At 71.8% G+C, this 23,922-nt stretch carries 16 protein-coding genes; 8 read left to right on the top strand and 8 right to left on the bottom strand.

The genetic code is table 11. The features are described 5' to 3' along the window. Positions 1-14: 14 nt before the first annotated feature. A complete protein-coding gene (locus tag N8N77_RS08665; RefSeq protein WP_261166261.1) occupies positions 15-1,379 on the bottom strand; it encodes an APC family permease in 1,365 nt (454 codons plus the stop codon). Between the two features lie 181 nt (positions 1,380-1,560). Here N8N77_RS08665 and N8N77_RS08660 point away from each other — a divergent pair, with 181 nt between their 5' ends. Continuing rightward, positions 1,561-2,550 (top strand): amidase domain-containing protein, encoded by a 990-nt coding sequence (locus N8N77_RS08660; protein WP_261166260.1) that lies wholly within the window; start codon positions 1,561-1,563, stop codon positions 2,548-2,550. Between the two features lie 16 nt (positions 2,551-2,566). On the opposite strand, the gene N8N77_RS08655 is transcribed toward N8N77_RS08660, so the two are convergent. Both N8N77_RS08655 and N8N77_RS08650 read right to left on the bottom strand, forming a co-directional pair. Continuing rightward, on the bottom strand, positions 2,567-2,890 hold the full coding sequence (locus N8N77_RS08655) for a cupin domain-containing protein (RefSeq protein ID WP_261166259.1): 324 nt from the start codon (positions 2,888-2,890) through the stop codon (positions 2,567-2,569). Positions 2,891-2,892: 2 nt separating this feature from the next. Then, entirely contained in the window at positions 2,893-3,789 is an 897-nt protein-coding gene (locus N8N77_RS08650; RefSeq protein WP_261166258.1) for an NAD(P)-dependent oxidoreductase, read from the bottom strand. Positions 3,790-3,884: 95 nt separating this feature from the next. Here N8N77_RS08650 and N8N77_RS08645 point away from each other — a divergent pair, with 95 nt between their 5' ends. After that, positions 3,885-5,315, top strand: coding sequence for a PLP-dependent aminotransferase family protein (locus N8N77_RS08645; protein ID WP_261166255.1), 1,431 nt, complete (start codon positions 3,885-3,887; stop codon positions 5,313-5,315). A gap of 83 nt (positions 5,316-5,398) precedes the next feature. Here N8N77_RS08645 and N8N77_RS08640 read toward each other — a convergent pair whose 3' ends face one another. Both N8N77_RS08640 and N8N77_RS08635 read right to left on the bottom strand, forming a co-directional pair. Then, the gene (locus N8N77_RS08640) at positions 5,399-6,616 is read right to left on the bottom strand and encodes a M20 family metallopeptidase (protein WP_261166254.1); all 1,218 of its coding nucleotides are present in this window, start codon (positions 6,614-6,616) and stop codon (positions 5,399-5,401) included. A 28-nt stretch (positions 6,617-6,644) separates the two neighbouring features. Continuing rightward, positions 6,645-8,192, bottom strand: a complete 1,548-nt coding sequence (locus tag N8N77_RS08635; RefSeq protein WP_261166253.1) for an AbgT family transporter — start codon at positions 8,190-8,192, stop codon at positions 6,645-6,647. 98 nt (positions 8,193-8,290) lie between these two features. On the opposite strand from N8N77_RS08635, the gene N8N77_RS08630 reads away from it, so the two are divergent. From N8N77_RS08630 to N8N77_RS08610, 5 genes are all read left to right on the top strand, one after another. Beyond that, positions 8,291-9,319, top strand: coding sequence for an Lrp/AsnC family transcriptional regulator (locus tag N8N77_RS08630; protein ID WP_314732520.1), 1,029 nt, complete (start codon positions 8,291-8,293; stop codon positions 9,317-9,319). Positions 9,320-9,404: 85 nt separating this feature from the next. Then, a complete protein-coding gene (locus tag N8N77_RS08625; protein WP_261166249.1) occupies positions 9,405-10,484 on the top strand; it encodes an acyl-CoA desaturase in 1,080 nt (359 codons plus the stop codon). Between the two features lie 94 nt (positions 10,485-10,578). Beyond that, on the top strand, positions 10,579-11,415 hold the full coding sequence (locus N8N77_RS08620) for an aldo/keto reductase (protein ID WP_261166247.1): 837 nt from the start codon (positions 10,579-10,581) through the stop codon (positions 11,413-11,415). Positions 11,416-11,470: 55 nt separating this feature from the next. Next, positions 11,471-12,091, top strand: a complete 621-nt coding sequence (locus tag N8N77_RS08615; protein ID WP_261166246.1) for a DUF4166 domain-containing protein — start codon at positions 11,471-11,473, stop codon at positions 12,089-12,091. Next, positions 12,084-13,055: an epimerase gene (locus tag N8N77_RS08610; protein ID WP_261166245.1), complete on the top strand. Its 972-nt coding sequence runs from the start codon at positions 12,084-12,086 to the stop codon at positions 13,053-13,055. The genes N8N77_RS08615 and N8N77_RS08610 overlap by 8 nt, the downstream gene beginning before the upstream one ends. A 59-nt stretch (positions 13,056-13,114) precedes the next feature. Here the strand turns inward: N8N77_RS08610 and N8N77_RS08605 are convergent, their stop codons facing one another. From N8N77_RS08605 to N8N77_RS08595, 3 genes are read right to left on the bottom strand one after another with little or no spacing between them, the layout of a single operon-like run. Continuing rightward, on the bottom strand, positions 13,115-14,380 hold the full coding sequence (locus tag N8N77_RS08605) for a Dyp-type peroxidase (RefSeq protein WP_261166243.1): 1,266 nt from the start codon (positions 14,378-14,380) through the stop codon (positions 13,115-13,117). Next, positions 14,377-15,141, bottom strand: coding sequence for a hypothetical protein (locus N8N77_RS08600; protein WP_261166241.1), 765 nt, complete (start codon positions 15,139-15,141; stop codon positions 14,377-14,379). The genes N8N77_RS08605 and N8N77_RS08600 overlap by 4 nt, the downstream gene beginning before the upstream one ends. After that, on the bottom strand, positions 15,138-16,508 hold the full coding sequence (locus tag N8N77_RS08595; protein WP_261166239.1) for a nitrous oxide reductase family maturation protein NosD: 1,371 nt from the start codon (positions 16,506-16,508) through the stop codon (positions 15,138-15,140). Before N8N77_RS08595 ends, N8N77_RS08600 begins: the two co-directional genes overlap by 4 nt. 236 nt (positions 16,509-16,744) lie before the next feature. On the opposite strand from N8N77_RS08595, the gene N8N77_RS08590 reads away from it, so the two are divergent. Further along, complete coding sequence (locus tag N8N77_RS08590; RefSeq protein WP_261166238.1) at positions 16,745-23,764, top strand: DUF5979 domain-containing protein; 7,020 nt, start codon at positions 16,745-16,747, stop codon at positions 23,762-23,764. The last annotated feature ends 158 nt before the right edge of the window (positions 23,765-23,922 follow it).

Below are 23,922 nucleotides of genomic sequence, written 5' to 3'. Positions count from 1 at the left end.
ATCGTTCCCTTCCTTCATCGATCGGTCGTGTCGTCGGCGGTGCCCGCGGCCGCCGTGCCGGCCTCGCGCTTGCGCCCGAAACGAGCGACGAGGAACAGCACGGATCCGACGGCGATGTACACCGCCGTCCCCAGCCACACGATGCCCGTCTGCTGTGTGAGCAGCACGATGCTGGCGATGATCGCGAGCACGGGCACGATCCGCGGCACCGAGAAGTGCGGGTGCGCGACGCGGTCCTTCTTCAGGACGAGCGCGCTGACATTCGCAGACAGGAACACGAGCAGCAGCAGCAGGACGGTGGTCGACGCCAGCGTCGCGATGTCGCCGACCATCGTGAGGAGCATCGCGGCGCCCGAGACCGCCAGGATGGACACCCACGGGGTGCGGCGGCGGGTCAACACGCGCCCGAAGGCGCTCGGCAGCAGGTACGACTCCGCCAGGCCGTATGCCACACGACTGGCCATGACGAGGAACAGCAGGGCGCCGTTCGCGATCGCGACGAGCGCGATCAGGCTGAACAGCCACCCGGGCACCGCGAAGCCGCTCGCCTGCACGACCTCCAGCAGCGGCCCCGTCGAAGTGGCCAGATCGGTCGGAGGAACGACGATCACCGCGCCCAGGGCGATGAGCAGATAGACGACGGCGGCGGTGAGCACGGCGCCGAACAGCGCCCGCGGGTACGACTTCGACGGGTTGCGCACCTCCTCCGCCATGTTCGCCGCGGCCTCGAAGCCGAGGAACGAGAAGAACGCGACGATGGACGCCGCGAACGCGCCCTGCACCGGCGGCACGTCCGGCGCGAACTCCACGAGTCGCGACACGTCGCCGTCGCCGCGGCCCAGCACCATGGCGGCGAGCACGATCACGATCACGAGGCCGGTCACCTCGATCACCGACGCCACGAGGTTCGCCGTCAACGACTCCTTCACGCCGCGCAGGTTGATGAGCGTGAGCAGCACGATGAAGACGATGGCCGTCGGAATGGGCGGCAGATCCAGCAGCGCCGAGAGGTAATCGCCCGCGAAGGCGTTCGCGAGCGCGGCCGCGGTCGTGATGCCCGAGGCCATCATCAGGAACCCGACGAGGAACGACAGATACGGGATCCCGAACGCGCGGTCGACGTAGCGCGCCGCCCCGCCGGCGTGCGGGTACTTCGTGATGAGCTCCGCATAGGTGCCCGCGGTCAGCAGCGCGACGACGAGCGCGATGAGCAGCGGCAGCCAGATGACGCCGCCCACGTCGGTCGCCATCGTGCCCACGAGGGTGTAGATGCCGGCGCCGAGGGTGTCACCGACGATGAACGCGTACAGCAGCGGCGTGCCCAGCACGCGCTTGAGCCCGACGGGTCGTTCCACGGTGGCGGCACTGTCCTTGGTCATCGTCCCACTTCATCCGCGCCGCGCAGGGTGGTAAAGGGACTGGCGAAGCCGCGGGATCTGTGGCATTGGAGGCGCGATGGCGACGATGCGGTTCCCGCCGCCCCACGCGGATGGCGGAATACCCGAGAGAGTCCCGCGTGGCTCAGACGCCGCGAAGCTTCGCGCCGTAACGTCGGCGGTGATGTCCGACAACGCCTTCACGCCGTCCTCGCGTGCGAGCGCTCGCCGTGCGCGGCGACGTCGGGCGCGGCGCCGCGGGGTGCTCGTGCTCGGCGGGGGCGCCGCCGTGCTCGTATGGGGTGCGAGCGCGCTCGTCGGCGCGCTGACGAGCGTTGGCGAGGGCGGCGTCGCTCAGGCCGCCTCCGTGCAGGCATCGATCGAGCAGCGCCCCGCGCGCACGACGAGCGACGGTACGACGCCCCGCGTGGCCGCGCTCAGCGCGGCGGCGGGGTCGCTCGCCGGCGGCGAGAGCGTGACCATCACCGGCACGGGGCTCGCGGGTGTCACGCGCGTGAGCTTCGGCACGGCCGATGCCGAGATCGCCGAGGCCAGGGACGACGCCGTCACCGTCATCGCGCCCTCCGCCGTCGACTACGTGGCGGGCGAGGTTCCCGTCACCGTCCACGCCGCGAGCGTGCCGGTCAAGGGCACGTCCACGCTCCGATACTCGTACGAGGCGCGCACCGGCGTGGATCGTCAGCTGCAGTACGCCCTCGCACACTGGGACGACTACAACGACGAGCAGTGGGGCGACTACAACCCGATCGGCGGCGACTGCATGAACTTCGTCAGCCAGACCCTCGTGGCCCGCGGCTGGGCCCAACGCGACGACTGGTACCACGACGGTGCCTCATCGACGGAGACCTGGCGGTTCGTGCCGACCTTCGATGCGTGGATCACCGAGCATGCGCGGGAACTCGGCGTCACGCGGCTCGGTCTCGACCAGCGCGATCAGGTGAAGCTCGGCGACCTCGTGGTGTTCGACTGGGACGCCGACGGCACCCTCGACCACATCCAGCTCGTCTCCGACCTCGACCGGAACGCCGACGGCAGCGTCGCGATCCGCATGGCCGGCCACAACCTCGACTCCAACTACCGCGACCTCGACCACGCGCTGACGGTGGAGCACCCCGGCTCGACCGCGCACTTCTGGAGCCTCCCCGACGCCTGATGCGGCGCGGTGGCCATCAGCGTGGGGGCGCGAGCGAGTGCTCGGCGGGTCCGAACACGACGATGACCTCCAGCAGCTCGGTGATCTCGATGAAGCGGTGCTGCTCGCCCGCCGGCACGTAGAGGATCGCTCCCGGCTCGGCGACGGCCGTGCCGCTCTCCGTCTGCAGCAGCGCTCTGCCACGCAGGACCACGTACACCTCGTCCTCGGTGTGCGGGCTCTGAGGATCGGCGGCGCCGGGCGGGAGGCGATAGTGCCCGACGCTGAGCGTGGGAACGCGAAGCAGCTCCGCATAGAGCGGGTCGTTCAGGGGGCCGTGGTCGAGGGGGAACGCGCGCATGGTCACCGCCCTCCCTGGGTGCGTGCCCGGTATGCGGTGATGACGGCGGCCATGTCGGCCTCGCCGTGGCCCAACCGCGTCGCCTCGTCGTACAGCAGCGCGGCGGTCGCCATCAGCGGCGCCGCGACGTGATGTTCGCGTGCCGACCCGACGACCAGCTCCGCGTTCTTTCGCACGTCGGCGATCGCCGCGTGCGGCGCGAAGTCGCCGGCGACCAAGGCGGCCGCCTTGCTGCGCGAGACGAACGACGCCATGGGCCCGGCGTCCAGGATCTTCGCCAGCAGGTCCGCCGGCAAGCCGTGCTCCTCGGCGAAGTGGAACGATTCGGCAAGCCCCGTCACCAGGGTGATGAGGAAGGTGTTGACCGCGAGCTTCATCTGCATCGCCTGCGGCGGCTGCCCGCACCGGAAGACCGCGGAGCAGGCGGGCCGCAACAACGCCTCGACCTCCTCGACCGCCGCGTCGTCGCCGGCCAGCAGGCCGATGAGTCGTCCCGTCAGCGCCGGCTGGCGCGATCCGGAGACGGGCGCTTCGACGTAGCGTCCCCCGACCCGCGATACGCGCGCGGCCAGCGCCGCCGAGTACGCCGGCGGGACGGTGCTCATCTGCACCAGCGTCCGATCCCGAAGCATCCCCTCGGCCGTGCCGAGGACGTCGTCGATCGCGTGCTCGTCGGTCACCATGAGGAACACCGTCCCGCAGCGGGAGAAGACGTCGGCCGCGGAGGCGGCGACGGCCGCCCCCGCCTCCACGAGGGGCCGGCAGGCGGAGGCCGTGCGGTTCCACACCACGACGGGGCCGGTCAGCAGCAGCCGCGACGCGATCGCCGATCCCATCAGCCCGAGCCCGATGAATCCGACGGCCGGTCTCGTCACGCCACCCGCCTCGCCCTGTGCCATCGTTCGCGTCCCTCTCGCCGTCGGGTTCCTGCCAAAGACAGAGCACATCGTGCGGGTGCCGCAACCGTCGCGGTCCAATCGGCCATGCTGGACTCATGTCGGCACCGGGTCCGCGGCTCTCCGCTCGCGCTCTGTTGGCCATGACGGGCCCACTGGGAGCCGAGAGCGTCGCGTACGCCGAGCTCGCCGGCCGCGTCCGCCTGCTCATCGCGGACGGGCGCATCCCGGCGGGGACCCTGCTTCCGTCCGAGCGCGAACTGGCCGCGCAGGCGGGACGGAGCCGCACGACGATCGTCGCCGCCTATCGAGCGCTGCGCGACAGCGGCCACCTCGTCAGCCGGCAGGGATCGGGCAGCCGTGCGAGCCTTCCCCACCTCGCGGAGGTGTCGAAGCGACCCGATGCCGCCCTGAACTTCGCCGGGTCCATCCCGCCTCCGGTGGACGGGTTGCGCGAGCTGATCGTCGAGGTCACGGCGGCCCTGCCCGACATCACCGCCTTCCCGGGGTTCGACCTGCTCGGCAACGACGGTCTCCGCGCGGCCGTCGCCGACCGCTACACCGCTCGTGGGCTGCCGACGTCGCCCGACCAGATCATCGTGACCACCGGCGGTCAGCACGCCATCGCGCTCACCGCGCAGGCGCTGGTCCGCCGCACGGATGTCGTGCTGGTCGAGTCGCCGACCTATCCGCACGCCTTCGAGGCGTTCCGGCGGGCCGGCGCTCGCATGGTGGCGACGCCGGTGACCGCCGCTGGGTGGGACATGGACCACCTGCTCTCGACCCTCCAGCGGGTGCGCCCGGCGATCGCGTATCTCATTCCGGACTTCCACAACCCGACCGGCGCTTCGCTGCCGGCGCAGGATCGCGCCCGCCTGGTACACGCCGCCCGCGCGGCCGGGACGATGCTCGTCGTCGACGAGGCGACCGTCGATCTGAGCATCGATCGGCCGTGGGACGACGGCCCCTTCGCCCGGCACGCCGCGCGGGACGGGGGTGCGACGGGTTCCGGGGTCATCACGCTCGGGTCGCTGTCGAAGTCGATCTGGAGCGGCCTGCGCATCGGATGGGTCCGTGCCGACGAGGCCGTCGTCCGCCGTCTCGTGCAGGCACGACCGGCCGGCGACCTCGGGACCCCGCCCATCGAGCAGCTGGTCGGGGAACGCGTGGTGGGCCGCATGGACGAGCTGCTCGCCGGGCGGCGCCGTTTCCTGCGCGGTCAGCGAGCGGCGCTCGGCGCCGCGCTGGCGCGCCACGCGCCGGGCTGGCGGGCGCCGTGGCCGGACGGCGGGCTGTCGATGTGGGTGCAGCTCGACCGGCCGGGCAGCTCCGCCCTGGCGGCCGTCTGCCGCGAGCGCGGGATGTCACTGTCGGCGGGCCCCGCGTTCTCGGTGGACGGATCGCTCGAGCGGTTCCTGCGCGTCCCCTTCACGGCGCCCCTCGCCGACCTCGACCGCGGCGTGCGGTTGCTCGCGGAGGTCTGGGCGCAGCTTGCGGCGGGCACGATGGCGGCGCCCGCGGCACGCTGATCGTCAGGACACCGGCGGCCCCGCCTGGGCTACCCGGGCGGTCGGGACGCGTGCGCGCGCGGTCGCCGCGGACGGCCCGGTTCTCACCGCTCGTCGAACGCCCGCTGCGCCGCCTCGGCGAGCGCCGGCTCGCGGAACACCGCCAGGGCCGTCGCTGCCAGCATCACGGCACCGTCGGCGATCGCCGGTTCGGCCTGCGGCCCGCCCGCCGCGGCGGCGAACTCGCGGGTGTGGGGCACGCCGTCGGGGATCAGCCGGATCATCGGATGGATCGCGGGGACGATGTGGCTCACGTTGCCCATGTCGGTCGATCCGGTGATCGGGGCGCTCTCGACCTCGCGGCCGAGCCGCTCGTACGCGGCGCGGGCGAGGCCGGCAAGCACGGGGTTGGACACCAGCGAGAAGTACGGCGGCGTGCGCTCCTCAATCAGCACCTCGCAGCCGGTGGCGAGAGCCGCCCCCTCAAAGCAGGCGCGGACGCGCGGCACGACGTTCTCGAGCAGGTGGTCGCGCTCCCCCGCCCGCACGAACACGCGCAGGGCCGCGTGCTCCGGAATGATGTTGGGCGCCTGACCACCGTCGGTCACGATGGCGTGGACCCGCACGTCGTCGGTGAGCTGCTGCCGGAGCAGGCCGATCGCCGTGAGCGAGAGGGTCGCCGCGTCGAGGGCGTTCACGCCCAGCTCGGGGCTCGCGGCCGCGTGGCTGGCGCGCCCGCGGAACTCCACGTCGAGCGCCACGCGCGACAGGGTCGTGCCGTCGACGGAGTTGTGCGCGGACGGGTGCACCATGATCGCCAGGTCGACGCCGTCGAGCACCCCGGCCTCGATCATCGGCACCTTGCCCGCGGCGCCCTCCTCGCCCGGGCTGCCGATCACGACGACGTGCGCGGGGGTGCCCGGTGCGGTCTCGAGCGCGCTCTTCAGCAGCAGGCCCGCGCCCAGTCCGGCCGCCGCGATGATGTTGTGGCCGCACGCGTGGCCGATGCCCTCGAGGGCGTCGTACTCGCAGAAGATCGCGATGGTCGGGGTGGCCTCGTCTGCATCGGGGGTCGACCAGCGGCCCACGAACGCGGTCTCCAGTCCGCCGAAACCGTGGTCGACGGCGAAGCCGGCCGCCGTGAGCTCCGCCGTGAGGCGCGCGGCGGCGTGCACCTCGGTGAAGCGGATCTCGGGATGCGCGTGCAGATCGGCCGCGACATCCACGAGCACGGGCAGCTGCGGCCGGAGCAGCGCGGTGAGCTCGTCGACGAGCGCCGGAACGGCGTCGGGGCCTGCGGGCGTGGAGTGGGTGGTGTGCATGTGCGTTCCTTCTCGTTGCGGTCCGTCGTCAGCTCTGGATCATCAGCTCGTGGCCGGGTCCCACCGGCAGCCCCAGCAGCGCCCAGACGAGAAGCTGCAGCAGCCAGACCACCCAGATCACGAGCGTGAAGGGCATGACGAGGCTGAACAGCGTGCCGAGGCCGCCGCGGGGGGCCCACTTCTGCATCAGGCCCAGGATGACGGGGAGCATGGGATTCATGGGCACCAGCGGGTTGGACGCCGAATCGGTGATGCGGAAGGCCGCCTGGACGTAGGCCGGATCGACGCCGTTGAGCATGAACATGGGCACGAAGATGGGTGCAAGCAGTGTCCACAGCGCCGAGCCGCTCGCGAGCAGCAGGGCGGGCACGAAGACGAACAGGCTGAACAGCAGCAGGCCCCACACGCCGCCCAGACCGGTCTGCTCCATGACGTCCGCGCCGCTCGTCGCGAGCAGCAGACCGAGCTGCGACCAGCTGAACCACGCGATGGCCTGGGCGGCGGTGAAGATGACCACGATGAACGGCACGAGCTCCTTGAGGGTCTCCGTCATCATCTCGGGCACCTGCGGCCACCGCGTCAGCGTCCCGGCCGCGATCCCGTAGGAGATCCCGCCCACGAGGAAGAACAGCAGGATGAACACGGGGATGCTCGACATGAACGGCGAGCGCAGGAGCTGACCGCCCTCGCCCTGGAGGGCCGATCCCGGCCACAGCGCGGCGGTCGCGACGAGCGCGATGTAGACGGCGAGCGCGATGGCCGCGACGATCAGTCCCCGACGCTGCGCCGCGTCGATCCGCTGCGCCGCGGCCTCGTCGCGCTCGCCGGTGTAGGGGCCGAGCCGCGGCTCGAGGAAGCGCTGGCAGACGACCGTGATGACGACGGCGAGGATCAGCGTCGAGGTGGCGAAGAAGAAGTAGTTCGCCAGCACGGACACCTCGGCCTCCGGGTCGACGATCTGCGCCGCGCTCGTCGTGATCCCCGACATGAGCACGTCGGTGCCCGCCGGCACGACGTTGGCGCTGAAGCCGGCGACCACCGCTGCGTACGAGGCGATGAAGCCGGCGAGCGGGTGCCTGCCGGCCGCCAGGAAGGCGGCGGCGGCGAGCGGGGGCAGGATCACCATGGCGGAGTCGGAGGCGAGATTGCCCATCAGGCTCACGAAGACCACGACGAACGTCACCGACCACCGGGGCGCCGACAGCACCGCGCCGCGCATGAACGCCCCGAGCAGCCCGACCCGCTCCGCGACCCCGATTCCCAGCATCACCGTGATGATGAGGCCGAACGGCGGGAACGAGACGAAGTTCTCGATCGCGGACTGCGCCGCGTAGACGAGGCCCTCCGGGGAGAGGATGCTGCGCACCGGCACCGTCTCCCCCGACGCCGGATCCAGGGTCGTCGCACCGAGGCCGGCGGCAACCGCCGACGCCAGCGCGACGATGCCCGCCAGGATGAGGAACAGGTAGAACGGGTGCGGCAGGCGATTGCCGACCCGCTCGATGCCCTGCAGGATGCGGCCGCTCACGCCGCGGGCGTCCGCGAGGGTGAGGTCTGTGGTGTCGAGTCGAGGCATGATCGCTCCGCCTTCCGGTTCTGTCGTGTCCCCCAGTGTGCGGAACCGGCGCTTCCGTTCTGTTACGGGGATCGAAACAGCCTCTGATTGCGGCAAAGATGATCGATATGGATCCCTCGGCCTCCGAATCTCCCTCCCGCCTGTCCGAATCGGACCTGGCGTTGATCGATGCGATGCAGGACGATCCCCGCGCGCCGTGGGCGCGGATCGGCCAGACGCTGGCCGTGAGCGCGCCGACGGCGCGGCGGCGGTGGGAGCGCCTCGTGGAGGCCGACGCGGCGTGGATCACGACACACGCGGGGTGGGCGTCGGGAGTGGTGAACGCCCTGATCGCCGTGCAGTGCCGTCCCGGCACGGCGGACGACATCGCGGCGGCGGCGGCACGGCACCCGGAGATCATGACGGTCGCGGCGATCACGGGCGACCACGACCTGCTGTTCACCGTCTTCGCCGATGACATGCTCGCCCTGCGGCGCCTCGCCCAGACGGGGCTGGCCGCCTACGACGGCGTCGAGCGCGTGCGCACCATGCTGATGACGCGGGTGTTCCGAGACGGCTCGCACTGGCGCGCGGGCTCGCCGGGCGGCACCCGCCCGCAGGGCCGCGGCGGCCGGACCGACGGACCGCTCGCCCGAGCGGCCCTCGGCGCCGCCGTGGCCGTGCTCGAACGGGACGGCAGAGCATCGAGCGCGGCGCTCGCCGACGCCCTCGGCACGAGCGAGCCGCATGCCCGCCGCACCGTGCAGCGCGCGATTCGTGAGGGGCAGATCGTGCAGCGGGTCGATGTGCGGCTGGATCAGCCGAACTGGCCCCACTCCCTGGTGCTGTGGATGGTGGTGCCCGCCGCCCGCCTTCACGAGACGGCGCTGCGGATCAGCCAGTTGCCGCTGTCGCGCGTGTGCGCCGCGCTTGCGGGCGGCGCCGCGAACCTCTACGCCGTGGTGTGGCTTCGCTCCCTTTCGGAGGCGCCCGAGGTGGAGGCCCAGATCGTGCGCGGCCAGGAGGTGCACGTCACCGACCGCGGCATCCTCCTGCACTACGCCAAGCGCATGGGTCACGTGTTCGACGCCGGTCAGCACCGCATCGGTCATGTCCCGTGGGCCGCATCCGCGCCGATGCAGAAGTGACGCGAAGACGCAATCCCCTTTTTGTGCTCGCTCTGCCGGTCTGAACTGACCACACGCGGCAGGCAGAGCGAGAGAAGAGCCGACCATGACCACGGTGCACACCCCATCCGAGGCGACCATGGGCCGCCGCCCTGCGAGCGCGTACACCGAACTCGCCGAGCGCGTGCGCGACGCGGGCCTGCTGAGGCGGCGATACGGCTACTACTGGGCGAAACTCATCGGGATGCCCCTGCTCGTCATCGCCGTTCTCGTCGCCTTCGTCTGGATCGGCGAGACGTGGTGGCAACTCGTCACCGCCGCGGTGCTGGGCGTGCTGTTCGCGCAGGTCGCGTTCCTCGGACACGACGCCGCCCATCGGCAGATCTTCGTGTCCGGCCGCGCGAACGACTGGGCGAGCCTCATCATCGGCGACCTGTTCATCGGCATGAGCTACGGCTGGTGGCGTCATAAGCACTCGCGGCACCACGCGAACCCGAACAAGGAGGGCGCCGACCCCGACATCGAACTGCCCGTCGTCGCCGTGACGCCCGAACGCGCGAGCCGCACCCGCGGCCGCCTGGCCCGCTGGGTGATGTCGCACCAGGGCGCCTTCTTCTTCCCGCTGCTGCTCCTCGAGGGCCTCTCGCTGCACGCATCGAGCGTGCGACGCGTGCTCGCGCGGGAGCCCGTCGAGCGCCGCTGGGTGGAGATCGTCCTCCTCACGATCCGACTCGTCGGATTCGTCGTGCTCGTGTTCGCCGTGCTGTCACCGGGGCTCGCCGTGGCTTTCCTCGCGGTCGAGCTCGGCGTCTTCGGGTTCTGGATGGGCGCCTCCTTCGCTCCGAACCACAAGGGGATGCCGATCGTGCCGAAGGACGTCAAGCTCGACTTCCTGACGCGTCAGGCGGCGATGAGCCGCAACATCCGGGGCTCGGTCCTGATCGACATCGCCATGGGCGGCCTGAACTACCAGATCGAACACCACCTCTTCCCCTCGATGCCACGGCCGCACCTGCGCAAGGCGTCGCGGATCATCTCGGCCTACTGCCGGGAGCACGGCGTGCCGTACGCGGTCGCCGGGCTGCTGAGCTCCTACGCGATCGTCGTGCGGCACATCAACCGGGTGGGCCTCGGCGATCGCGATCCCTTCGACTGCCCGCTGCTCGCGCAGCGCCGCGCCATCTGATCCGTTCGACGAGGCGAAATACGCCGCCCGCCGAGGGGGTTGTCGTTCCTGGCCGCGGAGCCCCGTGGCCGACACGAGATGAAGGAGAACCTCCATGACGTCCGTCCCTGAGATCCAGATCGCCGACGGTGTCCGCATTCCGCAGCTGGGCTTCGGCGTGTACCAGGTTCCGCCGGAGGCGACCGAGGAGGCCGTGACGACGGCGCTCGAGGTGGGGTACCGCCACATCGACACCGCGCAGATGTACGGCAACGAGCAGGGCGTCGGCGATGCTCTGAAGGCCTCGGGGCTGAACCGCGACGAGGTCTTCGTCACGAGCAAGCTGAACAACGGCTTCCACCGCCGCGACGCCGCGCTGCGCGCGGCCGAGCAGAGCGTCGAGCGCCTGGGCGGGCCGATGGACCTGTTCCTCATCCACTGGCCGCTGCCCACGATCGACGTCGACTACCTCGAGACGTGGCAGGCGATGATCGAGATCCGCGACGCCGGTCTGACCCGCGCCATCGGCGTCTCGAACTTCCAGATCCCGCACCTCGAGCGGATCATCGCCGAGACGGGCGTGACCCCCGCCGTGAACCAGATCGAGGTGCACCCCTACCTCACGAACGAGGCCGTGCGCGCGTACGACGCGGAGCACGGCATCGCGACCGAGGCGTGGTCGCCCATCGCGCAGGGCGCCGTCCTCGGCGACCCGACGATCGCGGCGATCGCCGAGCGCCTCGGCAGGACGACCGCGCAGGTCACGCTGCGCTGGCACGTCCAGCGCGGCGACATCGTGTTCCCCAAGTCCGTCACCCGCTCGCGCGTCGAGGAGAACTTCCAGCTTTTCGACTTCGAGCTGACCGACGAGGACGTGCGAGCGATCGCGGCGCTGAACCGCGACCACCGCACGGGACCCGACCCGGACACGTTCGACTACATCCCCGCCTGAGGCCGGCGACCGGGGCCGCGTCTCGTCGACGCGGCCCCGGCGCTACGCTCACAGCATGAGCCCGCACGCGCGATCCCCCTACGCGCGGGCGCTGGGCGAGCACATCGGGCAGTTGCATCCCGCGCTGCGCCGCTACTTCGAGGGGGTGCCGGAGGGTCACGTCGGCATCGGCGAGGGCGTGTTCGAGCGCGTCGGCGTCCGCCACCGCTGGATGCGGCCCCTCCTCCTTCCGCTGCAGCGCCGCCACGTGCTCCTCGCCGACGCGGCCACCGACGTGCCGTTCGTCGTGCGCAACACGATGCGGAACGGGCAGGCCCGCGCGGAGCGCACGCTGCTGCTCGGCGACCGTCGGTGGACGATGGTCGACGCCGTCTCCTTCCTCGGCCCCGGCCGCGTCGTCGACCGAATCGGCCGACCGATGAGCGTTGCGGCCAGCTTCGATGTCTCAGTCGCGGAGGGGGCGCTGCGGCTCACGAGCCGGAGGACGGGCATCCGCTGGATCGGCCTGCGACTGGGGCTCCCCCGCTTCCTCGGCCCGCGCGTCACGCTCACGGAGCGGTTCGACGAGGAGTCGAGGCGACAGCGCGTGCGCCTGCGCATCTGCCTGCCCCTGGTGGGATGCGTCTACGAGTACGAGGGCGGCTTCGACTACCGCATCGAGGAGGACCGTGGCTGAGGCATCGCGCGGGCGCGTCGTGATCGGCGGTTCCACCGGCTTCATGGGCCGTCACCTGCAGCGCCGGTATCGCGCCGCCGGCCGGGAGGTCGTCACCATCTCCCGCCGCAGCGGCGCGGAGGCCGATCTGTCGTGGGCGGATCAAGAGGCGATCGCGCGCGCGGTGGACGGCGCGGCCGTGGTCGTCGGGCTTGCCGGCAAGAGCGTCAACTGCCGGTACACGCCCGACAACCGAGCCGAGATCTTCCGCTCTCGGCTCGAGACGACCACGACCCTGGCGGACGCGATCGCCGCAGCCGCATCCCCTCCCCCGGTGTGGATCAATGCCTCGACGGCGACGATCTACCGGCACGCCATGGACCGCCCGATGACCGAGGCCGACGGGGATCTGGGCACGGGCTTTTCCGTCGAGGTCGCGAAGGCGTGGGAGCGGGCGCTCTTCGAGCGCGACCTGCCGCACACTCGCCGGGTGGCACTGCGCACCGCCATCGTGCTGGGCCCGGGAGGCGTGCTCGGGCCGCTGCGCGCGCTCGCGCGCGTGGGGCTCGGCGGCGCCCAGCACGACGGGTGGTGGCCCGTCACGCCCGCACGGCGCGCCGCGGGCACCGCGCACGTGCCGGGGTCGCGTCGTGGCGCCCAGAAGTTCAGCTGGATTCACATCGAGGACGCCGCGCGCGCCATCGATTTCCTCGAGGACCACCCGACCATCTCCGGCGCCGTCAATGCGGCCGCCCCTCAGCCGGAGGACAACGCGCGGCTCATGCGCGCGATCCGCCGCATCGTCGGCATGCCGTTCGGTCCCCCGCTGCCGCGGTGGGCGCTGGAGCTCGGCGCGTGGGCGATGCGCACCGAGACCGAGCTCATCCTCAAGAGCCGGTGGGTGCTGCCCGAGGTGCTGAGCGAGGCGGGGTTCGCCTTCCGCTTCCCCGACCTGGAATCCGCGCTGCGCGACGCCCTGCGCTGAGGGTCGGCTCCGGACCGCGAACGAAGGGCGGCCCACCGGCCACGTGGTCGTCAGCGCGATCACCGCAGGGTGCTGCCGAGCGGGCGGTCGCGGGTGTAGCCCGGCAGGATCAGGAACGACGCGCTGGCCGTGGGGGCGGCGAAGGCCATGAGGTCGTCGGTCTCGTCGAGGCGCAGCTGCGTGCGGATGAAGGTGTCGAGGTCGCGCTGGTAGCAGGCGAACAGGAGCCCGACCTCTCCCGCCGTCTCGCCGGTGCCGGGCACGCTGAACGCGTACGACCGGCGCAGCATGAGGTGGGAGCCCGTGAACGAGGGGTGGGCCGCTCGGGCGTGAGATCGTGCCGGCGTCAGGTAGGCGCCCTCGGGCGTCTTCGCGTTGAGGTCCACATCGTCGAGGCGCTCACCCCCGGACAGCGGCGCGCCGGAGAGACGGCGGCGTCCGACGATCTCATCGCGTCGCTGCTCGCTCTGCGCGAGGAAGCGGTCGACATCGAGCACGAGCCGACGCAGCACCATCACCGTTCCGCCCGTGGCGGCGGGGTGGTCGCTCTGGCCGATCCACACGTGCTCCGCGAGCTCACCCTCGGTGCGCGGGATGCGGATCCCGTCGTGATAACCGAGCGGGCTGCGCGCGATCCCATCCTCGCCGGGCGCCCGGAACCCGTGCTCCGCCCAGCGCCGACGCAGCAGGCCCGGCGCGACGTCGTGCACCGCCGACACGAGGGCCGCGGTCACGGCGGGGAGCGGCGTCGGGTCGGTGGCGTAGGCGGCGAGGAGCAGATCGCCTCCGCGGTGCAGGTCGTCCATGCCGTCGTCGCCGCGGAAGCCTGGCAACGGCACGGCGGCGGGCAGGGTGGGATCGATCGCGGAAAGGATGCGCGGTCCCAGCCCCACGGTGACGACGAGGTCCCCCGGCCCATCGGGGGTCACCACGTCGTCGTACCGGCTGGCGTCGGTCAGCTCGAGGATGCGGGCGCCGATCGCGCCCAGAGCCGCCGAGACGGCGTCGAGTCGGACGGGCGCGTCCGGCGCACCGAGGTCTGCGACGGTCAGGAGAGCGTGGGGTTGCGGCGTGGCAGGTCGGGCAACGCCGGCCTGGTGTGGCCCCGCCGCCGGCACGGATACGCGCGCCCCGACCGATCCCGACCCGGAGCTCGCGTCGCGATGGCCCCCTCCGCGCAGCGCCCCGAGCAGGCCCGCCCCGGCACCGGCCGCCACGACACCGCCCGTGCCGAGGAGCACCGAGCGCCGTGTCAGTCCCCCGCGCTCCCCCTCGGACGCGGCCCGATCGCGGACGGGCGCATCCGCGCCGCGCTCGTCGCTCACCCGTCACCCCCGTCGTCATCCGCCGCGGCGGGCAGTCTGGGCACCGTGATGTCCTCGGCGTCGCCGAGGTCGATCGTGGCCCACTCGTCACCGAGGCGCACCTCGACGCGCAGCGCGAGACCGGTCTCGTCGACCCAGTATCGGATGCCGGAGCCGTCCGGGTCGGCCGTGCCCGAGGTGGCCTGGGGGTTCTCCGAGGGACCGGCGAAGACCGTCACCGCCTGTCCGCCGATGGTGTCCTCGCGCAGCCACAGCGCGTCTGACTGCTCGATCAACAGGGGGTTCTCGGGGCGGTCGGCTCCCAGCGCGGCGAGCACCGCGAGGACGGTCTCGAGGGCCGAACGGCCCGACTCGAGCGCGCCGATCGTCCACCCCTTCGCCGACGCCGGCGGCGGCCCCGGCTCCGCCGATGCGGGCGGGTCGGGAGAGATCGCGACCGCGGCCCCGTCCCAGACGATGAGGTCGCGTGCGCTCCCGTCGATGGAGACGGTGGCGTAGCCGGTGTGCGTGGCGTAGTCCACGTAGCCGTTGAGCCGGACCTCGTGTCCCGAGTCGCGGTAGGCGGCCTCGACGGCGCGCGTGCCCGCGTCGTAGTTGCGGAAACGCACGACGGCAAGCACCTGCGCCTCGTCCTCGGTGACGGCGCGCGGCGCGGCGGAGGCGGAGGGCTCTGGCTGGTCGGGCACGCAGCCGGTGAGCAGCAGCGCCGCGGCCGCGGTGGCGACCCCGAGGCGTTGCAGGCGCCGACGGTTCGCGGTCATGACGTCGCCGCGGACTCTGCGAGCAGGTCGGGGGTCGCGGTCGCGATCCCGCCCAGATCGGGCATGTCGACGACCGGCGGCAACGCCGCGGGCACCGCGGCGACCTCGTCCTCCGACATGGTCGGCTGCCGGGGAGGGGCGGGCACCTCCAGGAAGCTCTGCCCCGCGGGCACCTCGGGGTGCGGCAGCTCGCCCACGGTCGCGGCGGGCTGAGGGCCCCCGTCGCCGCACGCGGCGAGCAGGCTCGACGGCAGGGCGGTGGGCGCGGCGGGCGTCGGCTCGGTGACGCAGTTTCCCGACGCCGCCGCCCGCGCGGCGCTCGTGTTGGCGATGTCGACGCCGTTGGGCTCGTGTCCGTCGGTGACGAAGGCCGTCCGCTCGAAGGAGTTGCCGGTCGCGGGGAGGTCCTCGGTGTTCGACAGCAGGATGCCGGCGACCGGGTTGCCCGCCACGAGGTTGCCGCGGAAGGTGTTGTGCTGGCCACCGCTGATCCCGATTCCGATGCCGAAGCCGCCCTCGGCGTGGGCGGGCGACTCGGCGGTGTCGTTGTCGAGGACGGCGTTGCCGGCCACGGTGTTGGCCCGCTGCGGCGCGAACGCCTCCTGATAGTTCGACAGCAGCGTCATGCCGATGCGGTTGCCCGAGAATCGGTTGCCGACGACGACCACCGAGTCGGATGCGTTGGCGTTTTCGAACCCCACGGCGTTGCGTTCCGCGACGTTGCCGGTGACGAGGACGTCGCACTCGCGGCACTGGCCGACGTAGATGCCGGAGTCGGCGGAGCCCGAAGCGTACGAGTCGCGGATGTAGCCGTGCTGCGCGTCGAAGGCGTAGAGACCGTAGAGACCGTTGTTGGCGGCCGTGACGTGACTGATTCCGAACCGCTGCACCGGCGGGTGCTCGTCGGGATCGAGGGTGGAGTATCCGTCGAGGTCATGGGCGGTGGGCTCGCCGTCCTCGCCGCGGAGGCCCGTCACGAGCACCCCGTAGAAGGTGGCGCGCTGCACCGTGAGGTTCTCGACCCGGGTGCCGTCGGCCGTCGAGACGATCCCGTAGGGGCGCAGCCCCTCGCCGTCGATGACCACGTCGTTCCGGTCGACGCCGCGGATGGTCAGGTCCGGCGTGGTGATCTCGACCTGCTCGTCGTACGTGCCGGCGGAGACGAGCACGAGGTCGCCCGGGGAGGCGGCGTCCACCGCCGCCTGTATCGTCGTGTGCTCCGCCGGAACCTCGATCACCGCGGCGCCGCCTGGGCTCGCGCCGTCCGGCCCGGCGGCGGCACACGCGCAGACCGCAGAGGTCAGCGCCACCAGCGCGATGAGCGCACCGATGCGGGGTTTTCCGAGGTGAGTCGACGCGGATCCCACCCCCCTCACGATAGCGGCCCGGGCCGCGCGTTCTTCGTCTCCGCTGTTCGCGGCCGCGACCGTCGGCCCCGACGGGAAACGAGACGATCTCCGGGTCAATCTGGAATTCGCTCGCGGGTTGCGCAACCATGGGGCCAACTACGAATACTCATCGACCCCTATGGATGTCGGTGACCGGCGACGGGACGTATATGCGTAGACACACCAGGCGGGTCGCGGCGGCGCGCGGATCCGGGGTGCGGCGAGCACCGGCGGGCCTCACGGCGCTGGCCCTCGCCGCAGGGCTCCTCCTTCCCGTCGCGGGTGTGGGCGCATCGCCGGCGAGCGCGGCCCCGGACGATGTCATCGCCGCCGGCCGCGTCTTCACCGACTACGACGGCGACGGGGTCTTCGACGACGATGCCTCGGACGGCTATCGGGAGCACGGCATCCGCGGCGTGCTCGTGACGGTGACGGACGCGCTGGGGCGCTCGGCGACCACCTACACCAACCGCGACCAGGAGTTCGTGCTCGACGAGGGATGGGTGTGGACCTCCGACGGCGACTGGTCGATGACCGAGGGTGAGTTCGCCGCGCAGAACGACGGCGAGGTCCCGTTCGTCAAGGCCGGTCAGAGCGCCGCGCAGCTGCGCGTGACGTTCTCGGACGCGCCCGACGGGTACGAGTCGTGGTTCGCCGGCGACAACGCACAGAACGGCACGTCGGTGCAGTTCGTCACCGCCGGCGACGCGTCGGTGGACTTCGCGCTGCTGCCGCCGGACGACCACCGCGTGGAGCCGCTCGACGTCCTCACCGCCATCCAGTCAGCCGGAGATCCAGATCCCGACACACCCAACTTCATCGACTCCCCCGCGATCACGTCCACCGACTGGGAGACGTCGCAGGCGATCCACTCCTACGTCGACGTCGACGGCGACGGCGCCTATGCGGAGGGCACGGACACGTTCGCCCCCGTCGACGACTCCGGCCGCGAGTACGGGTACTACGGTGACGCCGACGGCAACGGCCGCTACGACGAGGGCGAGGCCCTGTCGCACGTGCCGTACATCGACGAGAACGGCAACAACCGGTGGGATAGCGGCCCCTGGATCAACCCGACGGCCTACGAGATCGGTCTGACCGACGCGGCGTCTCCCCCCGCCGTCGTCGACGCCCCACCGGTGACCGCTCCCAGCGTGCGCGTGAGGTGGAACGGCGGCGAGTGCTGGACCGGGCCCCTCACCTTCACCCAGCGACTCGTCGACCCCGTGACGGTGCCGGACGGCGCGACGCCGCGCACGGTCGCGTATTTCGGCACGGTCAACCCGAACTGCGGCTGGGCCAATCCCCCCTCCACGACGCTGCAGGTGATCTTCGTGCCCGGCGGGTTCTGGGAGGGCGAGACGCAGTACACCGCCTTCCCCACGACGGAGCAGACGACTCCCGAGGCACCACGCACGCTGGCGATGTTCAGCGAGGTCGGCTCGGTGTGGGGCGTCGCGTATGAGCAGGCGAGCAACACCGCGCTGTTCTCCGCCGTCTACAAGCGACTCTCCGGGCTCGCGGAGCACCGGTGGGGCGGCGACGCGCAGCGCGCGCTGGGCGGCATCTACCGCATCCCCGAGGTGCTCGCGCCGGGAACCGGCAAGGTGGCGCCGGACGTCGGCGAGAGCGGCGAGGTGCAACCGTGGTTCTCGCTCACCGACCTCGGCATCCCCCTCGGCACCGCGCAAAGCAACGCCGAGCGGGGCCTGGGGGCGGCCAACCTCGTCGTGGCCGACGAGGACGGGTTCGCGCGGGCGGGGCGGATCGGTATCGGCGCCATCGACACGTGGACCGACGGCACGACGGCCTACCTGTTCGCGATGAACCTCAACGATCGCAACCTGTACCGCATCGACATCTCGCCGTCCCTCACAGACGGCTCCTGGGCGCCCACCCCCGACGACGTCACCGTGCTCCCGCTAGGCCTGCCGGAGACGCAGCAGCCCTGGGCGGTGGAGGTGCGGCACGACGACGTGTATGTCGGCTGGGCCGACACCGGTACCGCGGCGGGACAGTGCGCCGTGGAAACAGGGAGCCCGGTGCCGCCGGGCGAGACACCGCCCCCACCGTGCGACCAGTACGCGCCGCTGAGCGCCCACGTCGCGCGCCTCTCCGTCGAGGACGCCACGGCGCCCGAGACGGTGTTCGACTTCTCGCTCGGCTACCCGCGCGGCGACCCGATCCACGGGTGGGGCGGTCGGCCCGACGACGCCGAGCAGTACTCCGACCTCAACCCGCAGACCCGGCACTGGAACACGTGGACCGACACCTGGAACTGGGCCGACGGCTCGGTCGGGATCGATGCCTCGGCCGGTTCGGCCTGGTCGAGCGGCCACTATCTGCAGGTGTACCCGCAGGCCGTCGTGTCGTCCCTGTCCTTCGATGACGACGGCTACCTCAGCCTCGGCCTCTTGGACCGCACCGCGCTGCAGGCCGGAAACATCCAGCGCTCCGCCGACCCCGCCGATGCGGACCAGCCCTATTACGAGGCCGTCTCGGCGGGCGACATGCTCATCGCCGGCTGGAACGAGGACAACGACAGCTATGTCCTCGAGGACAACGGAATCGTCCTGTCGAGGTTCGCGGAGGACGGCGCGCTGTCGCAGCGGTACGACGAATCCGAGGAGCACAACTCCAGCGGCCCCGGCGGGCGGGAGTTCTACGACGACGATCAGGCGCTCGACGCGTCCGCGCGAGGTGCGGGAGCGCTCAACCACCAGGAGGTCGGGCTCGGCTCCGTCCTGCAGTTGCCCGGCGCCACCGAGATCGCCACCACCGCTTTCGATCCCCTCGTCAACATTCGCGTCCAGGGATTGATGTGGCTCACGGAGGAGGAGGGCACGCCGGACCGCGCCGTCGAGCTGACCGACGACCCCGGGCAGTCGTCCACTCCCGGGGCGTCGTTCCAGAAGGGCGGCGGTCTCGGTGACCTGGACGCGCTCGTGCCGCCCGCGCCGGTGGAGATCGGCAATCGCGTGTGGTTCGACGCCGATCAGGACGGTTACCAGTCGGCGGATGAACCGGGGGTCGCGGGCCTCACCGTCGAACTGGTCGACGCCGAGGGCGACGTGATCGGACGACAGACGACGCAGGCGGACGGCACCTACTACTTCTCCACGCGCGACGACGATCCGGTCGACCACTACGCGCCGATGGAGTACGGGCAGGACTACACCGTCCGGTTCGTTCCGCCGGATGCCGGCACGCTCTCGGTCAATCTGTGGGGCACGACGGTGACGGTGCCGTGGGCGGAGGTGCCGTTCACCGAGCAGCAGGTCGAACCCGTCGCCGCCTTGGCGAACCCGCACGACGAGACCGACAACGCCGACGGGGTCGGCGTTCGGGCCGAAGCGCGCGTGGACATCGAGCAGACGGCCGCGCCCGTCGTGGATGCGGACCGCATCGACTCGAATCCGGATGTCTCCACGGGCGAGTACCCGTTCACGCTCGGGGGCGTCGGGCAGAACGAGCATTCCATCGACGCGGGCTTCCTGGCGTGGGCTCCGCTCGACGTGATCAAGCAGATCGATCCGGACGGCGTCGCCGCGGCGCCGGGCACGACCTTCGACCTGAATCTGCAGATCAGCGACTTCCGCGGCTTGTCCGTCGGCGTCGACGACCCCTCTCCGGACGCCGCCTACACCTTTGAGGACCTCGCGGCCTACGAGCAGAACGCCGGCCTGGTGACGGCCGCCGACCCCGACGGCATCGCCGACGGGGTGCTCACTGTCGAGGTCGGCCCCGACGGCATCGTGCCGGTCGCCAGGGTGTGGGTGCCGATCGGCAGCGCGGTCGAGGTCGTCGAGGCCCCGACCGACGCCGTGCAGAGCGTGACGTACATTCCCGAGGGGGCGGTGCTGGTCGACGACGGCGACCCCGACAACGCGGCGACGATTCGCATCGTCAACACGATGGCCTCCGGTGCCTTCGCCGTCGCGAAGAACGTCACCGGCGAGGCGGCGGACCAGATCGCCGATGACACCGCCTTTCCCATGGAATATTCCGTGGACGGCGGCACCACATGGCTCCCCTTCACCATCGGCTATGACGCCGACGGCGACGGCACGCCGGCGCCCTGGGCCTCCCCCGAGTTCGCCGCAGGCACGGAGGTCCTGGTGCGCGAGGCCTCCCCGCTTCCCGCGCCGCCGGAGGGGGTGACGTGGGGCTCGCCGACCATCTCGGGCACCGGCGTCGTCTTCGACGCCGAGACCGGCATCGCGTCGTTCACCGTCGCGGGTGACGGCACCACCGTGGCGCTCACGGTGACCAACGTCGCGAACATCGCGCCGCCCGGCGGCTTCGAGGCGGTGAAGGTCATCACGGGCGACGCCGCCGGCCTCGTTCCGGAGGACGCCGCCTTCACGCTCGAGTACTCGATCGACGACGGCGAAACGTGGACACCGCTTCTCGTCACGGCCGACGGCACGCCCGTCGGCGTCGGCGACCTTCGCCTGGGCACCGTCGTGCAGCTGCGCGAGACGGCCACGCGCCCCGCGGTCGATGGCGTCGATTGGGGCGCGGTCACCATCGCGGGCGAGGGCGTGGACTACGACCCCGAGTCGGGCATCGCCACCTTCACGATCGCGTCGGACGTGATCGTCGAGCTCACCGTGTCGAACGCGGCGAACCCAGCGGTGCCGGAGCCGGGCGGGTTCGAGGTGCTCAAGCAGATCGCCGGAACCGCCGCGGCGAACGTGCCGCCCGACACGGTCTTCCCGGTCGAGTACTCGACGGATGGCGGCACCACGTGGCTGCCGCTCGAGGTGACGGCCGACGGCACCCCGGTGGGCGTCGACGACCTGGCGGCGGGCACTGTGGTGCTGCTGCGCGAGGCCGACCCGCTCCCGACGATCGGGGGCGTCGTGTGGGGCGACCCGCTGTTCGTGGTCGACGGGGGCGCGCCGCAGACCGGGCCGGTCACGTTCACGATCGGCGAGGGCGCCACGGTCGACATCGTCCTCACGAACACCGCCGAGCCCGACCCCGGTACGTTCTCCGTGCGCAAGATCGTCCTCGGCGCGGCGGCGGGCGTCGTGGGCGCCGCGCAGCCCACGTTCGTGCTGGAGTATGCAATCGACGACGACGGCGACGCCGGCACCGTCCCCGACTTCGCTGCCCTCGACTGGTCGACCCTCGAGATCCCGTGGACGCAGGTCGTCTCCCCCGAGGAGGAGTTCCCGCCCGGCACCGTCGTCTGGGTGCGTGAGGCGCAGCCGCTTCCCGCGGTCGCCGGCGTCGAGTGGGGCCAGCCGCAGCTGTTCATCGACGGCGAGCCGGTCCCCTCACCCGCGCCCCTCACGATCCGCCCCGGGGATGAGCCGTCCCCGGCCCTCACGCTCCTCAACACCGCCGCTCCGGCCCCGGGCGGGTTCTCCGTGACGAAGGTCCTCCAGGGCGACGCCGCCGAGCAGGTGCCGGATGGCACGACGTTCACCGTCGAGTACACGGTCGACGGCGGAGCGCCCGTGCGGATCGAGGTGCCGTTCGGCGAGACCGTGACCGTCTCCGACCTCGCCGCCGGCTCCGAGGCGACGATCACCGAGGTCGACCTGCCCGAGATCGAGGGCATCGAGTGGGGCGCCCCGCTCATCTCGCTCGACGGGGTCCCGCAGACCGGCGATCCCGTCAGCTTCGAGATCGGTGCCGGTGCCGGCATCGCGGTCGACATCGTCAACACCGCAGGCGAGGCGCCCGGCCGGTTCAGCGCCACCAAGACGGTCGAGGGCGACGCGGCCGGCGACGTGCCCGACGGCACCGGCTTCCTGCTCGAGTACTCCGTGGACGGCGGCGACACGTGGCAGAGCCTCACGCTGCCGGTCGGCGAGCTGGTCACCTCGGGCGAGCTGCCCGCAGGAACGCAGGTGCTCGTGCGCGAGGGCGCGCTTCCCGACATCCCCGGCGTCGACTTCGGCGAACCGACCATCACCGGCAGCGGCGTCTCCACCGATCCCACCACCGGGTACGCGAGCTTCACGATCGGCGCGGAGGAGACCGTCGCGCTCGGCGTGACGAACATCGCCGACCCCGAAACCGGCGGCTTCGAGGCGGCGAAGGCACTCACCGGGTCGGGCGCCGGGCTGGTGCCGGACGATGCCACCTTCGCCGTGGAGTACTCCCTCGACGACGGAGACACGTGGATTCCTCTCGAAGTGACCGCCGACGGCACCCCGGTCGCGGTGGGCGATCTGCCCGTGGGAACGATCGTCCAGCTTCGCGAGACCGCCGAACGGCCGGTCGTCGGTGGCGTGGAATGGGGCGACGTGACGATCGGCGGTACGGGCGTGACGTACGACGCCGCGACCGGCGTCGCGTCGTTCACCATCGGCACAGGCGGTGCCGTCTCGGTGATCGTGACGAACACCGCCAAAGCGCTCGGTGGATTCGCGGCGCTGAAGCAGGTGGTGGGAGACGGCGCCGCGCGGGTGCCGGCGGAGGCGACGTTCACGCTGGAGTACTCGACGGACGACGGCGGCACGTGGCTGCCGCTCGCCGTGCGGGCCGACGGCGTGCCGGTGTCCGTGTCCGACCTTCCCGCAGGAACCGTGGTGCAGCTGCGCGAGACGGCCGAGCGCCCCGCCGTGCCCCCGGTCCAGTGGGGCCCGGTCACCATCAGCGGGGAAGGCGTCGACTACGACGCCGACAGCGGCACCGCGACCTTCACGATCGGCGGCGCGGGCACCGTGACGCTCACGGTGACGAACACGGCCGAGCTGGCCCCGGGCGCCTTCGCCGTCACCAAGCTGCTCAGCGGCAGCGCGGCGGGAGAGGTCCCTGCGGGCACCGAGTTCACGATCCAGTACGCGCTCGACGACGGCCCGACCCGGACCGCGACGATCGTGGCCGGCGAGACCTGGGCATCCGCAGAGATCCCCGCGGGCACGACCGTGACGGTGTCGGAGGTCGAGCTGCCCGACGTCGACGGCGCGGTGTGGGGCACCCCGGCGATCTCGGTCGACGGCGCACCGCAGGGCGCCACCGCGACGTTCGTGGTCGGCGCGGCGCAAACCGTCACGGTCAGCCTCACGAACACGGCCACGCCTCCCCCGGTGAGTCCGCCGCCACCGCCCGCGGCCGAACCGGCGCAACCGGGCTCGCCCCTCCCCGCCACGGGGACGGACGGCGCTGCGCTGAGTCTGCTCGTCGGGCTCGCCGTGCTGCTGATCGCGGCGGGCGCCTTCATCATCCTCCGGCGCCGGCTGGCCGCGGCCGGGCGAGGCAGGCCGGAGCGCTGACGGCGCGGCTCAGCGGCGAGCAGCGAGGGGATGACGTGAATCCGTGGGGCCGAGTGACATCAGTTCGATCCGGGACAGTGTGATCGCCGGTCCCACGGCGATGACCTGGCTTCATCGACGTGTGCTAAGCCGTTGACGGCGAGAGCCTGTGGACCGAT

The sequence above is a fragment of the Microbacterium sp. Marseille-Q6965 genome, from assembly GCF_946151065.1.
GTDB lineage: Bacteria > Actinomycetota > Actinomycetes > Actinomycetales > Microbacteriaceae > Microbacterium.
The sequence above is the reverse complement of the archived record's forward strand: the minus strand, read 5'-3'. Positions and strand labels throughout refer to the sequence as shown.